This is a genomic window from Nocardia sp. NPDC019219 (assembly GCF_040632645.1).
Classification (GTDB): Bacteria; Actinomycetota; Actinomycetes; order Mycobacteriales; family Mycobacteriaceae; genus Nocardia; species Nocardia sputorum.
Window position 1 is genome coordinate 427,567 of sequence record NZ_JBEYCG010000002.1, and the last position, 14,012, is coordinate 441,578.

Annotated in this window: 13 protein-coding genes and 4 tRNA genes; 10 read left to right on the forward strand and 7 right to left on the reverse strand. The window is 68.6% G+C overall.

The window, feature by feature from the left end; genetic code table 11:
• Positions 1-62: 62 nt before the first annotated feature.
• Positions 63-1,622, forward strand: coding sequence for an NAD(P)/FAD-dependent oxidoreductase (locus ABZ552_RS06470; RefSeq protein WP_357435873.1), 1,560 nt, complete (start codon positions 63-65; stop codon positions 1,620-1,622).
• A gap of 431 nt (positions 1,623-2,053) precedes the next feature.
• The gene (locus tag ABZ552_RS06475; protein ID WP_281878877.1) at positions 2,054-3,025 is read left to right on the forward strand and encodes a LysR family transcriptional regulator; all 972 of its coding nucleotides are present in this window, start codon (positions 2,054-2,056) and stop codon (positions 3,023-3,025) included.
• Here ABZ552_RS06475 and ABZ552_RS06480 read toward each other — a convergent pair.
• On the reverse strand, positions 2,992-4,029 hold the full coding sequence (locus ABZ552_RS06480; RefSeq protein ID WP_357435875.1) for a hypothetical protein: 1,038 nt from the start codon (positions 4,027-4,029) through the stop codon (positions 2,992-2,994). The genes ABZ552_RS06475 and ABZ552_RS06480 overlap by 34 nt on opposite strands.
• Before the next feature lie 541 nt (positions 4,030-4,570).
• On the opposite strand from ABZ552_RS06480, the gene ABZ552_RS06485 reads away from it, so the two are divergent.
• The gene (locus tag ABZ552_RS06485; protein WP_281878881.1) at positions 4,571-5,515 is read left to right on the forward strand and encodes a hypothetical protein; all 945 of its coding nucleotides are present in this window, start codon (positions 4,571-4,573) and stop codon (positions 5,513-5,515) included.
• Here ABZ552_RS06485 and ABZ552_RS06490 read toward each other — a convergent pair.
• Positions 5,481-6,710, reverse strand: coding sequence for a sigma factor-like helix-turn-helix DNA-binding protein (locus ABZ552_RS06490; protein ID WP_357435877.1), 1,230 nt, complete (start codon positions 6,708-6,710; stop codon positions 5,481-5,483). The two genes, ABZ552_RS06485 and ABZ552_RS06490, sit on opposite strands and share 35 nt — an antisense overlap.
• Positions 6,711-6,852: 142 nt before the next feature.
• Complete coding sequence (locus tag ABZ552_RS06495) at positions 6,853-7,791, reverse strand: helix-turn-helix transcriptional regulator (protein ID WP_357435879.1); 939 nt, start codon at positions 7,789-7,791, stop codon at positions 6,853-6,855.
• A 217-nt stretch (positions 7,792-8,008) separates the two neighbouring features.
• On the opposite strand from ABZ552_RS06495, the gene ABZ552_RS06500 reads away from it, so the two are divergent.
• The 3 genes from ABZ552_RS06500 to ABZ552_RS06510 are packed head-to-tail and all read left to right on the forward strand — an operon-like array spanning position 8,009 to position 8,840.
• Positions 8,009-8,533: a hypothetical protein gene (locus ABZ552_RS06500; protein ID WP_281878884.1), complete on the forward strand. Its 525-nt coding sequence runs from the start codon at positions 8,009-8,011 to the stop codon at positions 8,531-8,533.
• Positions 8,530-8,712 carry a hypothetical protein gene (locus ABZ552_RS06505; RefSeq protein WP_281878885.1) on the forward strand — a complete coding sequence of 61 codons (183 nt, stop codon included), beginning with the start codon at positions 8,530-8,532 and terminating at the stop codon, positions 8,710-8,712. Before ABZ552_RS06500 ends, ABZ552_RS06505 begins: the two co-directional genes overlap by 4 nt.
• Complete coding sequence (locus tag ABZ552_RS06510) at positions 8,712-8,840, forward strand: hypothetical protein (RefSeq protein ID WP_281878887.1); 129 nt, start codon at positions 8,712-8,714, stop codon at positions 8,838-8,840. The genes ABZ552_RS06505 and ABZ552_RS06510 overlap by 1 nt, the downstream gene beginning before the upstream one ends.
• Here ABZ552_RS06510 and ABZ552_RS06515 read toward each other — a convergent pair.
• Positions 8,821-9,183 (reverse strand): helix-turn-helix domain-containing protein, encoded by a 363-nt coding sequence (locus ABZ552_RS06515; RefSeq protein ID WP_281878888.1) that lies wholly within the window; start codon positions 9,181-9,183, stop codon positions 8,821-8,823. The two genes, ABZ552_RS06510 and ABZ552_RS06515, sit on opposite strands and share 20 nt — an antisense overlap.
• Before the next feature lie 97 nt (positions 9,184-9,280).
• Between ABZ552_RS06515 and ABZ552_RS06520 the strand changes: the two genes are divergently transcribed.
• Together ABZ552_RS06520 and ABZ552_RS06525 are read left to right on the forward strand one after the other, a co-directional pair.
• On the forward strand, positions 9,281-10,087 hold the full coding sequence (locus tag ABZ552_RS06520) for a helix-turn-helix transcriptional regulator (RefSeq protein ID WP_281878889.1): 807 nt from the start codon (positions 9,281-9,283) through the stop codon (positions 10,085-10,087).
• A complete protein-coding gene (locus tag ABZ552_RS06525) occupies positions 10,080-10,271 on the forward strand; it encodes a DUF397 domain-containing protein (protein ID WP_281878890.1) in 192 nt (63 codons plus the stop codon). Before ABZ552_RS06520 ends, ABZ552_RS06525 begins: the two co-directional genes overlap by 8 nt.
• 467 nt (positions 10,272-10,738) lie before the next feature.
• Here ABZ552_RS06525 and ABZ552_RS06530 read toward each other — a convergent pair.
• The 3 genes from ABZ552_RS06530 to ABZ552_RS06540 form a co-directional block, all read right to left on the reverse strand.
• Positions 10,739-10,813: transfer RNA gene (locus tag ABZ552_RS06530), tRNA-Val, on the reverse strand.
• 1 nt (position 10,814) lies between these two features.
• Positions 10,815-10,885 (reverse strand) — tRNA-Cys (locus ABZ552_RS06535).
• A gap of 43 nt (positions 10,886-10,928) precedes the next feature.
• Positions 10,929-11,001: transfer RNA gene (locus ABZ552_RS06540), tRNA-Gly, on the reverse strand.
• A gap of 382 nt (positions 11,002-11,383) precedes the next feature.
• Here ABZ552_RS06540 and ABZ552_RS06545 point away from each other — a divergent pair.
• Together ABZ552_RS06545 and ABZ552_RS06550 are read left to right on the forward strand one after the other, a co-directional pair.
• Positions 11,384-11,455 (forward strand) — tRNA-Val (locus ABZ552_RS06545).
• Between the two features lie 326 nt (positions 11,456-11,781).
• Entirely contained in the window at positions 11,782-14,010 is a 2,229-nt protein-coding gene (locus ABZ552_RS06550) for a bifunctional SulP family inorganic anion transporter/carbonic anhydrase (RefSeq protein ID WP_281917848.1), read from the forward strand.
• Positions 14,011-14,012: the final 2 nt, after the last annotated feature.

The following is a 14,012-nucleotide window of genomic DNA, read 5'->3' on the forward strand; positions in this document are numbered from 1 at the left end:
CTGACGAGCGGATTCGGTCGACCGACTTTGCTGTGCGCCGCTGGCGACGTAGCCTCTTGCGCATGACAAGCGGAAGCCGCATCGGGATCGTCGGTGCGGGTATCGCAGGTCTCGCCTGCGCGAAAGTATTGCAACAGGAGGGTTTTCCGGTCGAAATCTTCGACCGCGCACCCGATGTCGGTGGCGTGTGGAGTGCGACCCGGCGATACCCGGGACTGCAAACGCAGAACTCCAAGGACACGTACCACTTCTCCGACTTTCCGATGCCGGGCGACTACCCGCGGGTTCTCGACGGGCAGCACATGCAGGCGTATCTGGCCGCCTACGCCGAGCGCTTCGGGTTGACCGAGCACTTGCGGCTGCGCACCGAGGTGGTCGCCGCCGATCCGGTGGACAGCGGCTGGTTGCTGGAAATTCGCGACGAGAGCGGAGTCCACCGGGCGTCGTGCGATCACCTGGTGATCGCCAACGGCGTTTTCAGTGAGCCCGCGATGCCGGAGTACCACGGCGCCGACTGGTTCCGCGCCGCGGGCGGGCGTCTGTGCCATTCCTCGGAGTTCACCGATCTGGAGTCGGTGCGCGGCAAGTCGGTCGTCGTGGTGGGTTACGGCAAGTCCGCCTGCGACATCGCCACCGCGGTGAGCGAGGTCGCGGCGTCCACCTCGGTCGTGGCGCGGCGGCTGTTCTGGAAGATGCCGCGCAAGCTGGCGCGGGTGATCGACTACGAACGGCTGATGCTGACCCGCTTCGGCGAGGCCCATTTCCACTACCTACGGCCCCGCTGGATGGATCGGTTCCTGGACGGTCCCGGTGAATCCGTGCGGATCAGCAACTTCGATCTGATCCAGGAACTGGTCACCAAGCACTCTCACCTGCGCGAACTCGACTTGGTGCCCGCTGGGCGATTCGAGGAGATCGCCGAGAGCACCGTGAGTCTCGTCAGCGAGGGCTTCTACGAACAGGTGGCCAACGGACGCATCACGGTGCACCGGGACACGACCATCACCGAGATGGGCGGCGGCCAGAAGGCGGCGCCCGGGATCCGGCTGTCCACCGGGCAGGTGCTGCAGGCCGACGTCGTGATCTGCGCGACCGGCTTCCAGCAGCGCGTCCCCTTCCTCACCCCGTATATCCAGCGCAGGCTGACCGACGAGCACGGCAACTTCCGCCTGCATCGGCAGATCCTGCCGTTGGGGGTGCCGAATCTGACCTTCGCCGGCTACAACTCCTCGACGATCAGCACGCTCAACGCCGAGGTCGCCGCGCACTGGACCGCCGCGCTGCTCACCGGCAGGCTGCACCTGCCGCCCGCGGAGAAACTCGACGAGGAGATCGACGCCCGCCTGCGCTGGATGGAGGAGCGCACGCATGGCCGCCACGCGCATGGCACCGCGGTCGTCCCGTTCTCCATCCAGAACATCGACGAGATGCTCGCCGACCTGAAGTTCCGCCTGCCGCTGCACACGCGAGCGGCGCAGGTGTTCCGCCGGATCAAGCCGGAGTCCTACCGGGGTCTGGCCACCCGTCGCAAGCCCGGGCCGGGGCCGACGGCGCGCCCGACGGCGCCGATCGAGGCGGAACTGCTGCCCTATGAGGGCGACAGCGGCCGGGTCAGCCACTAGGGCCGTGGCTGCTCCGCTGAGTCGGTAGGCGTGTGGCGGACGGGTACTGACGTCCGCCGCGCTGATCGTCGGCTGCGAGTGGTGCGTGCGCACGTTTGCATCGACTGCCGAAATTCCCGTGTGTCGACCCGCGACTCGGACACGGCTGTCCGACGCTCGCCTGCGTTCGGGTGACTCGGGGCGCGTCACCGTATCCGGCGCGCGCACCGATGGAGTGTGTCGCGGCTCGATAGCCGACGTGCACGGTGCATACCCGCAGGTCGATACGTCATTGTGAACCCCGGACGGCGCACGGGCGGAAGCGATCGCGTGCTCGACCGCGAACCATTCCCTCGACGGGATGTCCGACCGTGCCGTTCGGGTCGGACTCGCCCCGGGTTATCGCGTGCGCAATACCGGGGGCCGCTGGTTGCGTTGGCGATAATCCAAGGGTGGAAGCGCTGGACATGAATCTCCTCGTGGCCCTCGACGCACTGCTCGACACCAACAGCGTCACCCTGGCCGCGGAGCGCCTACACACCTCGCCACCCGCGATGAGCCGGACGCTGGCCAAATTGCGTGGCGTGCTCGGCGACCCGCTGCTGGTGCGCGCGGGCCGCAATCTGGTGCCCACGCCACGCGCGCTGGAATTGCGTTACGAGGTCAGCACTCTGGTCGAGCAGGGACGCGCGCTGCTGACACCGCGTGACGACCTCGACCCGGCGGCGCTGCGCCGGACGTTCGCGGTGCAGGCCGGCGATATGGTGCTGAGCGAACTGGCCGGGCCCCTGCTGTCCGCGGTACGGGCCCAGGCTCCAGGCGTGACGCTGCGATTCCTGCCCGACATCGTGGAGGGCACCGCCGCGTTGCGCGACGGCCGGGTCGACCTCGAAGTCGGTGTGATCGACCACACCGATCCAGAGACGGCCGTGCGCCGAGTGCTCACCGATCGGGTGATCGGAGTAGCCGCCGCCGACCATCCCTTGGTCACCGATCGCGTCACCGTCGCCGCGTACGCGGCCGCGCCGCATCTGAGCATCTCGCGCACCGGCCGTTCGCACGGCCCGATCGACGACCGCTTGGCCCTGCACGGCCGCACCCGGCGGGTGGTGGCCACCGTGCCGACGCTGACCAGCGCGCTGTTCGCGGTGCGTGGCAGCGACTTGGTCTGCCCCGCGCCCGCCCTGCTGAGCGCCGCGACATTACCCGCGATCGGTCTTGCCGCGTTCGAGATACCGCTGCCGCTGCCCGAGGTCGCTATCGGGATGGCATGGCATCCGCGTAACACCGCCGACGGGGGGCATCGCTGGTTGCGCGATCTAGTGCAGGAGATCCTGCTGCGTTCTTCGGCGGCGGCGCGTCCGCCGAAGCGGAAGCGCGCCAGAGCCGCTCAGGACACCGGCGGCGGGCTGGAGAGCCGGTAGTCGGCCGGTCTGCGCTGCGCTTCGGTGCGCTCGGACTGATATCCGTTCGTGGTCGACTCACCCGGCGTGTTCCCGAAGACGTCGGCCCGGCCGAGCGGAGCCGCCGCCGTGCGCTTGAGTTCGTCCAGCATGGCCTGCAACTTGTCCACGTGCGTGTTCTCCACCGGGGTCCGGTCGTCCACACCGGCGCGGTGCGCGCCGGTGAGTCCCGTGGCTGTGGCATCGGGTACCGCGCTGTTCTCCGAGCCGCTGTGATTGGTGGCCGCGGCGGACGCGACGATGCTCTCGTACGGGGCGTTCTCGACGGGGGAGTACGAGCCTGCCGCGGGGGCGGGCTCACGCGAGGCCGGGAAGGTCTCTTGTTGTCCGGTACCGGGATCGCGCGGGGTGGGCGCGGTGAACGACGAGACGGGTTCCCGCGGTGTCGGCGTGGTGAAAGCGGGTTCACGCGCGGGAGGGGCGGTGAAGTTCGACGCGGAATTGCCGGGGGCGGTGAAGCCCTGCGCGTTCGGCTCGAGTGCGGTCAGCGTGGGCTCGCGCGGGGGCGTGAAGCTCGTCGGCGCAGCGGGACTCGGCTCGGGCGCCGCGTGCACCGGCTCACGCGGTGTGCCGTTCCGGGTGCCCGCCGTTCCGGGCGACTCGTTCTTCGGTGCCGTGGGCTCGGCGCTGTGCTCCGGTCGGCGCGCACTGGACCGCCTCGCGGCGGCCCGGGGTAGCGGGGCAGCCGGTCGCTGGGCCGTCTCTTGATCCTCCGGCGCCGGGTCGGCACCGGATTCCAGGCGTTCCACCCTGGCATCGAGGCCCGAAATGTCCTGTCCCGCCCGGAAAGCCCACGCCTCGAGCTTGGCCAACCGCCCCTCGACGGTCGGTTCGCTCGCCACGGCCTGCGCACCGTCGATGCGGGCCGCCACCGCGTCCAGCTTCTCGCTGACCTCTCGGAGAGCCGACGCGATACTCGACAGCATCGCGCCGATCGACTCGCCGGTCTGCTGACCGTGCTCCATCCAGTACCTACTTCCCCGTATCGGCCCAGCTCGCACTCGGCCGGACGATTCTATCCGCCCAGTTGGACATCCGCGGCTCGCGAAGAATCGGCGGCGCACCGATCAAAGACCTGATCACTGCAGCCTAGGCCCCCGGAATTACCCCCGTGCAGGCGGATTACGCGGCGACCCGCTTTGTCCGGAACGGGCCGACACCTCCGATCCGACATTATCCGCCCGATCCGCGTCCCGCGCGAGTCCACGCTTCGGGTGACCGCGACGACGCGTCGCGCGGCCGTGCTGTGCCCGCTCGTCGAGGGCCGGGCGCGGCGCGGAATGGCGGCAACTGTCAATTCGGCGATATCAGAAGCGCCGATGCCGCCCCGTGGCATGATGAAAGCCCTTGTGCCGCAGAGTACGACGCCATTTCCGTGGATCGGGCATGTGCGTGGCACACCCGAGCGCGGGGTAGACGAGGCTGGCGAGGTTGCCGAGTCTGACGCACTCTTGATCTATGGCGTAGGTCGCCGGGCCTGCGGTGGTTGTGCAGGGGAGTGGTCGCGTGAGAACGAAGCAGCGGGCGGAGATCGCCTGCGGGCGCCGGGCGATGCTCGCCGAGTTGGGTATCGGAGAGGCTTCCGGCCGTACCCGCGGGTCGAAGACCGGTTATGCCTGCGGGTGTCCGGAATGCGCCGCCGCCCAGTGGGACATGCGGCGGCTGAAGTACTGGTTGTGCGGCAGGCTGCTGGCCTACGGGGCCGACGAGGCCGAAGTGGATCGGCGCATCGGGACGCTGCCGGTGGATGTGTACTGGCGTAAGGGCGACCGGGTCTACGCGATCGAGGTGCGCAGCGGCCCGGTGGAGCGAGGGCTCGCGCGAGAGCACACCGAGCGGCTGCGCGCCGAGGGCTGCACGGATGTGCTGTGGCTGTGCCCGCCCGGCTACTGGGTGCCGTATCTGCACGCGCTGGGCATCGCGGACTTCGCTCCGGCCGCCTGTGATTACCGGGCGGTCACCGGTGTGCTGGACACCGAGCACGCGATGGCGGCGCCGCGGCGCGAGCCGGTCGAACTGCGCGAATTCATCGCGGGCTGGGTGCGCGGCGAATACGTCTGGGGCTATCGGGACGAGAGGACAGGAGGCTGGGCCACCGTGACCGACTGGGAGTACCACACGAAGACGCAGGCCACGGTCATCGCCCGGCAGCGCCAGGAACTGGTCAACCAGCGCACGGCGCTCGCGGTGGCCCGGAAGTCGTTGCGCGACAAGCAGAAACATCTACTGAAGCTGACCACGCGGCTGGAACGCGCGGAGTTGGACGCGCAGAAAAAGGCCGACGCCCTCGCCACCGCCCAGCGCACGATCGCCGATCACGACCGGCTCGACAAGGCCTTGCGCAACACGATCGCCAATCTCGAGGTGACCATCGGCCGCTGGCAGCTGATCACCATCTGCGCGATGCTGCTGATCGTCACGTTCTTGGCGGCGGCGATGGTGGTGCGCTGAGCCGGAAGGGCGCTCGGTCCCAGCGCCATTCGTGGCGCAGCACCAGGGCGAGGAAGTCCAGCAGTTCCAGGCCGGTCTTCGCGCGCACCTCGCGGAGCGCGGCCCCGTGCACGGGGCCGCGCTCGACGAGGTCGCGCAGCATCCGCTCGCTCGCGGCGTCGACAGCGCGTGCGCGCAGATCCGGGATGCCGATGCGACTGCCGGTCCAGATCAGCCAGCCCCACCCGTTGGCGTGCGCGTGCGCTCGGCTCGCGGCGGCTTTCACCCGGTTCACGTGAAAGCCCACGTGGCCGAGGGGCGCGACGTCGATCAACACCGTGCGGCCGTCGGTGAGCTGGGCGACGATGCTCGGATAGTGCACCCGCTCGGCGCCGTCGAGGTCGTAGACGACCGCCGCGGGTTGCTCCTGGAAGGTCTCCACCTGATCGCCCGCGTTGAGGATCCACAACAGCCTGGCCTCCAGACCGGAGTCGAACGGCACGTCGCGACCGACCTTGTCCAGGTAGAAGCGCCCGCGGCCGTCGTCGTCGCTGTCCACGGTGCGCGCGGAGGTGGTGGGGATCGCGGCCGGGGCGCCGGCGCGGGGCCAGTCGACCTGGTCGAGCCAGGGATTCAGCTGACTGGTCGCGCGCGGCTCGGCGTCGTGCAGCTTCGCCAGACGCCGGTTGGTCTTCTTCTGCCAAGCCGCGATGCGCTGGGTGACGAACCCGGCGACCCGCTTCGCGTCCTCGGCCGCGTGCCCGGCGAGCCGCAGTTTCAGGTACGACAGCTCGGTCGCCGCGATATCGGTGTCGGTCGCGTACGTCTCCACCAGCAGCGCGCGCGTCAACTGCCGGTCCCGCGCGTCCAGGGGATAGCGCGCGGACAGGACCGCGGCGGCGCGATGCCCGGACAACTGCGCCATCCGGATCATCTGCCCGACCGCTTTGGTGTGTAGTTGGCGCACCCGGTCGCGGGAGAGGTCGTAGCGAGCGCCGATGCGGGCCAGCGTCTCGGGCTTCTCCCCGCTGATCCCGAGCCGAGCCGTCAGCAGGTCGCCGTCCTTGGCCTTCTGGTCGGCGCGCATGGCGACCAGCTCGCCGAGCACCTCGTTGACCTCTTCCAGCTCGAACGAGATGTCGCCGCGAAGATCCAGCGACTCGGGATCGTCGTCATCCGGCGCCGCCCCCTGCGCGACCTCCGTACTGATCGTCACGCGACAACCCCCTGACTCGGCTCCGGCACTGTGCGCCACAGCGTATCCCCGCCCACCGACACCGGGCCCCTGTCACCGTGCCGGCCGTTTCAAGTGTTCGGTGCCCATTCGGGTGCTGTGTGTACGCGGACCGGGCACCGTATCACCCGCTGACCGGGTTCATGTCCGGGTCGACGCGGCGCAGCGCGGAAGCCAGCCACTCGGTTCGCCGGTGCTCGGCGGGCATCTCGGCCAGACCGTCCGATGCTTCCTGGATCGCGTTGGTCGTGTCGCCCAGCAAGGACAGGACGCCCCCGCGCTGCACACCGCCGAATCCGGGTGTCCACCAGTACATGGCTTCCGGCGGTTCGATACCGTCCGCCGCGTCTGTCGACGCGTCGGCCTCGGAGAGTGCACGCAGTGCTTCGCCTGGCTCCCCGCGCGCGGCCAGTAGTTCGGCCCTGCGCATCCTCGCGTAGGCGACCAGGACGGGGTGCGCGCCACGGACCGCCAGCGCGGCGTCCGACAGGGCGATCACTTCGCCGTAGTCCCCGGTCGCGCTCCACGCCACGTACCCGGCGAAACCGAGGCTGTGGACGAGTCGGTCTGGGTCGCGGGATTCCGCTGCCAGGTCCACAGCCGTGGTCAGGCTGCGCCGCGCGGCGGTGTCGGCTCCCACCGCGTGTTCGAGCCAACCCCGGTACTGCGTGATCTCGGAGGCGAGCGCCGCCGCCTCGGTGCGGGCCGTGCGTGCTTCGCGTGCGAATTGCTCGGACATGGCGGACATGCCGCGTACCGCCGGAAGCACCGCCAGGGCACCGGCCGCGTCCTCGATCCGGCGGGTAGACGAAAGCATCATGGCGACGTCGGCAAGGGCGCTGGCGTCCACGCTCGCAGCCGACCTGGCGGCGGTGGTCAGTCGGCCCAGGTCCGTTGTCCCCAAGACGCGTTCGTAGGCGGCGGTCACTCCGGCGGGCACGGGGCGCTGCCCGGTCTCGATCGCCGACAGATAGGTCTTGCTGTAGAACGTCCGTTCCGCCATCGCGCGCAGAGAGATACCGGCCGCTTCCCGAGCGGCACGCATGAGCGCCCCGGTTTCCACCACACCAGCGTAATGGGGGTGTGGACACCTGCGGACGCCGAAAACGCAAGTGCGCGAGCCCTTCACGCATAGCGTCGATTTCAGCCCCGTCGCCGGGTGGACACCGCCGGGTATCGGCGATGTTGCCCCGGCCCGTCCCCGGCGGCGGGTGCCTACCAACAATCGGTCTCGGCAATTCGAGGCGGTGCGTCATCTCGCTACCCGGTGGGCCGACCGCGTGGAACCCAGGCTGTCCGTCGCGACGACGCGCGAGCTTTCCACCTGGGGATGGTTGTTGCTCCGGGCATCGGCGGCGGCGGTACGCGATAACCGGCCCGACGAGGCCGACGAGATGATGAGGCTTGCCGCCGCCGGTGCGGTCGCGGTGCGGCCCGAATCCGGTCCCTATCACCAGTACTGGACGACGTTCGACCCGGCCACGGTGGCTATGAAGCGGGTAGAGAACGCCGTGGTGGACGACCGCCCGGACGTCGCGTTGCGCCTGGCCAGCGATATCCCGCCGGACCAGCGGCCGACGTCGGACAACCGGAACCGGCACCTGATCGACGTATCGGCAGCCCACGTGGAATTACGCCACTATGATGCCGCCTTCGACGTGCTGGCGTCGCTGTCGCGTGATGCGCGCCCGTGGCTGGTCGAACAGCGCTCGGCGCGTGATCTGCTGGGCCGCATCATCTCCAAACGTCGCACGCTCACGCCGGAAATGCGCGAACTCGCCGATTTGGTGCAGCTCGAATATTGACCAACAGTGAACTGCTCGTCTCGGCTGCCTGGACCGCGCTGGCGACCCTCGACTACGCCGACGTGACGGTGGGGCCGTTCCTCGCCGCCGACGATTGGGTGGCCTTCGGCGTGCACTCCGAAGACGGCAGCTTCACCGTCAGTGTGTCCGACGACGTTCCTCTTCCACCCGCTGCGTGATGTCCTCCACCGACCTGCCCTTCGGTATCCGCTGCGGCCAGCAGATCGCCGCGACAATCACCAACAAGGGCAGGCCGACCGCCACCGTGATGCCGACCTCGATCCAGCTCATTGCGCGAACCGCCTGAACTTGGTGGCCCATGCCGCGCGCCCTCGTGGAGTGACCGACCAGCGGGAACCGTGCGCCGTTGCCATGATCAGCCCGCGTGATTCGAGCTGACCGATCACCCGGCGGGTGCTCCATCTGGTGAGCTGCGCTTCGCGGCTGATCTGGTCGGCGGTGAGCATTCCGCCCGGTGCCAGCACGCCCAGTACCGCTGCCTCTGCGTCCACTGTCAACCCCTCTGCGTCGGTGTCCGCCCACTGCGCGAGAGCAACGGCGGTGCGCCTGATCAGTTCGACGGCCGGACGCTCTGCCGTGCCCGCCGGATACTCATGCGCGCCCGGAATCCGTTGCGGTAGTGCGTCCATCGCGTGCCCCTCTCTGGAATTTCCCCTCGTGGGACTCAATGCTCCGCGTGCACAACGAAACAGGCCACGGCGCGCACGATGCACCTACGATGCGACTATGCGCAGAGAACGCCTTATCGAGGCGCGGAAGGCGACCGGGAAGACTCAGGAGCAGATAGCCGAAGCTGTGGGGGTGGATCGGACCACGTTGGGGCGATGGGAGCGCAACGAGGGGACTCCGTATCCGGCTCAGCGACCGAAATACGCTGAGGCACTGGGTATCACGATGGACGAACTGTCGGCGATGCTCAGCAGCGTCCCCGCCATCGAGGGCGAGGTACCCGAATGGCTGTCCACGTATCTCGGTATGGAGCAGTCGGCCACGTCCATCCGTACTCACGAGCCGCGCGCCGTCTACGGACTGCTGCAAATTCCCTCCTACGTCGAAGCCCTGGTGAGTCGGGTCGGCATTTCGGGAGTCTCGGACACCTATGTCCAGCAGGCGGTGGATCAGCGTCTGCACCGGCAGAAGCGTGTTCGGTCGGGCGATCTGGTGCTAGACGTGATTCAGCCGGAATCCTCGCTACGGTTGCGCGTCGGCACCCCGGAGGTGATGTCCACGCAGTTGCGGACCGTGGCGGAGCTGTCGGAGCTGCCCAACGTGACGGTGCGGGTCACCACCTATGACGCCGGACAGTACGAAGCGCGCCGCCTGCACGCGTTCTCGCTCATGTCCCACCCGTGGGGTTCGCCGCGTGTCCACATCGAGTCGTACGGTGGCGGGCGGTTCATCACTGATGCCGAGGAAGTGCAATACTTCGCCAGTGCGTTCGACCACGGGGCGAAGGTTGCTCTGAGTCCCACCGAGTCGCGCCGATTCATTCTCGGACTGGCAGAGGAATGGGAGCGCAAGAACCATGGATAGCCTCGAATGGCGGGTGTCGAGCTTCACCGACAACGGGACATGCGTCGAGGTGGCCGGGACGCCGAGCACCGTCTACGTGCGCAACTCCAACGCTCGGGAGGCCGGGACGGTCGCGTTCACCCGTGAAGAGTGGGGCGCGTTCCTCAAGGGCGCTCAGGCCGGAGAGTTCGACGACTTGGCGTGAGCTGTACCGAGCCGCCCGGGGGTTGGGGCGCGCGTACCCAATCGTCGCTCTCGTGCGGCTTGTACCCGATGTTCTTCAAGCCACCGGGTCCGAGTATCAGAGGAAGTAGGAGGGCGGGTACCTTCTGCCCCTCGTGCTCGATGATGGGAAGTCCGGGAGTCTCTGTGGCGGCTGGCCGAGCCTGCTCATCCACACAGCACCCAGCCAGTACGGCGGATGCTCCCGGTCTCCATTCGGCCACTCGATCTCCAACCGACCACCCCGCCTCGGGTCGTTGCCGGGCTCCACGTGGAGGGTGACGTCGTTACTCGGGTGCTGTTCATGACGACCTCTAGGGAAATACGCCCCCGCTGGTGTATCTCGAGTGGCAGCATGGACGTTTCCCGCCGGACCGAATGCCGCGAGCTCAGCCAGTTCACGGATACAAGTAAACCCCTGCCGAAACAGGGGCTGACCTGGTGAGACGGTGGTGCGCGATACTGGGATTGAACCAGTGACCTCTTCCGTGTCAGGGAAGCGCTCTCCCGCTGAGCTAATCGCGCGAGGTGGAGACGGGAATCGAACCCGTGTGCACGGCTTTGCAGGCCGTTGCCTCACCACTCGGCCACTCCACCGCGCAAAGGGGGACGGCGTAATGTTGCCTGGCCCTACCTCTCGAGCGGATGACGGGATTCGAACCCGCGACCCTCACCTTGGCAAGGTGATGCGCTACCAGCTGCGCTACATCCGCATTCTGCCTCCCCGGGGCTCGTTTCCGGCCTCCGTGGTGCGAGACAGAACATTAGCCGACGCCCGGTGAAAGGTACAAATCCGCTGGTAGAACGGCGGAAATCCGGAAGGTGGCGTGCTGTGACGCCGGTGGCCGATGGGGTCGGTGGGGGAGGTGGGGCGTTCCGTCCTCGGTCTCGATGATCGAGACGCCGATTCGGCTGCCCGGCTCGACGGGTTGTGAGACGTCCGGCCCTTCTCGGAGAACACGCGGGGTGGGGCCGCCGTCCGGCGGAGGGTGGGGCTGCACGTCCCTGCCCGGTTGGCGATTTGGTGAACCGCCGGTGGCGCGTGCTAATGTTTCGTCTCGTCCGGAGGGCACCCCAGCCGCCGGAAACCCGTAAGGTCTCATAGCTCAGCGGGAGAGCGTCCGCCTCACACGCGGAAGGTCGCTGGTTCGATCCCAGCTGGGACCACTTACGCGAACGAGACCGGTGCAGTTGCTGCCCGGTCTCCTTTATTCTCCGCGTCGGTCGGCGCTCTCTCGGCTTCACGTCACTCTGGTGGATGCAGCCCACTCCTCGATGTTGCGCTGTGACCTGGGTCACATTATGGTAGCGGTTGTCCTCATCCGGACCGGAAACCTTTCCACACGCTTTGCGAAGTCTTTACTATCGTGCCGACTGCTCCGTCACGGATCGTGTTTCCGCCGACGGCCCGAGCTTCGACCGCCGCTCGCTTTCGATGCCAAGAACATGTTTGACCGATGAACCGGGGCCACCACCTCGGCGAAGGAGAAAATATGTCCACCGACACCGATTCCGCACCACGGACGTCGCCGTACGCGAACATGGGCGATCGTCTGACCGTCATCGGCCGTGCCGATCTGCCCGCTTCGATCGTGGTTTTCCTGGTCGCCCTACCCCTTTCGCTCGGCGTCGCGGTGGCCTCCGGCGCTCCGGTCGCTGCGGGCCTGATCGCCGCCGTCGTCGGCGGTGTGGTGGCCGGACTGCTCGGCGGTTCCGCGATCCAGGTCAGCGGGCCCACCGCGAGCCTCACCGTGGTCGTCGCCGAGAGTGTGCACCAGTTCGGCTGGGCGGCAACCTGTTTCATCACGATCGGTGCGGGCATGCTGCAGATCCTGTTCGGGCTGAGCCGGATCGCCAGGGCCGCGCTGGCCATCGCCCCGGTGGTCGTGCACGGCATGCTGGCGGGCATCGGCGTGGTGATCGCGCTGCAACAGGTCCATGTCCTGCTGGGCGGGAACTCGCTGAGTTCGTCGTTCGCCGCGCTGGTCGCCCTGCCCCGCCAACTGATGTCGGTGCGTACGGGCGACCTGGTCGTCGGACTCGTCGTCATCGGCATCCTGGTCGCGTGGCGCTCGGTGCCGGGGCGGGCGCGGGTGGTGCCCGGCCCGCTCGTCGCGGTGTTCATCGCCACTCTGCTGGCGCTGGTCCTGCCGACGCACGTCGAGCGCATCGTGCTGAACGGCTCGTTGGCGGACGCGCTGGGCCTGCCCGCCATTCCCTCCGGCGGTCCGGCGGCCGTCGTCACGACCATGGTGACGATCGCCCTCATCGCGAGCATCGAGACCCTGTTGTCGGCCGTCGCGGTGGACAAGATGCGGCCCGGCCACCGCACCGACTTCGACCGGGAGCTGATCGGGCAGGGATCGGCCAACGTCGTGTCCGGCCTGCTCGGCGGCCTGCCCATCGCGGGGGTCATCGTGCGCAGCATCACGAACGCGAACGCCGGTGCCCGCAGCCGGGCGGCGACCGTGCTGCACGGAATCTGGATCCTGCTGTTCGCGGTCGCGCTGGCCGGGCTGGTGCGGCAGATCCCGACCGCCGCCCTGGCCGGACTGCTCATCTTCGTCGGCGTGCAGCTGATCAAGCTGGCGCACATCCGGCTGGCCAGGCGGGCCGGCGAGATGTACGTCTACCTGGCGACGGTGCTGGGCGTGGTGTTCCTGAACCTGCTGCAAGGCATGGTGATCGGGCTGGTGCTGGCCTTCGCGCTGCTGTTGTGGCGGGTGGTGCGCGTGACAATCGTCGCGGCACCGGTTCCGGGCACGCGCCGATGGGTGGTCACCATCGATGGCACGTGCACCTTCCTGGCCTTGCCGAAGCTGACCGCGGAACTGGCGAAGGTCCCCGCCGACGCCGACGTGACCGTCGAGATGGCCGTCGACTTCCTGGACCACGCCACGCACGAGTTCCTCACCGAATGGGCTCGCGAGCGCGAGACATCGAGCGCGGCGGTGCAATTCGCCGAACTCGGCAGCGCGCGGATGGCCACCGTCTTGGCCGGGCCGCCCGAGCGCGGGCACTTCCGGCAGGTCATCGACCAGGTGATCGGGCCATGGCGACGGACGGGTAGTCGGGAGGACCGCATCGCGGCGGGCATCGCGGCCTACCACCGCGGCCACGCCCACGTGCTGCGCCCGCATCTGGACAAGCTGCGCCATCGGCACGACGCCGACTCGTTCTTCCTCACCTGCGCGGACGCGCGGATCGTGCCGAACGTCATCACCAACAGCGGGCCGGGCGACCTGTTCACCGTCCGCAACGTGGGCAATATCGTGCCCGCGCGCGGCGGAGACGTCTCGGTGGAGGCGGCCCTGATCTACGCGCTCGAGCGGCTGGACGTGCGCGCGGTCGTGGTGTGCGGTCACTCCGGCTGCGGGGCGATGGAGGCGCTGCACCGCGAGGTGCGGGCGGGGGAAGGGCTCGGCGATTGGCTGGCGCACGCGCGGCCGAGCCTGGAGCGCTATCGGCTGGGACATCCGGTGGCCGCCGCGGCGGCCGTCGCCGGGTTCGGGCCGGTGGACCAGCTGGGCATGGTGAACGTCGCGGTGCAGCTGGAGACGCTGCACGCGCACCCGGTCGTGCGCCGGGGAGTCGAGGAGCGCGGCGTGGCGGTGACCGGATTGTTCTTCGACCTCGCCACGGCCCGAGTGATCGAGGTCATGGTCGACGGCATCGCGGAGTTCGGCGACGAAGGCCGCCTGATCGCGGTGGAAACGGCGTGACC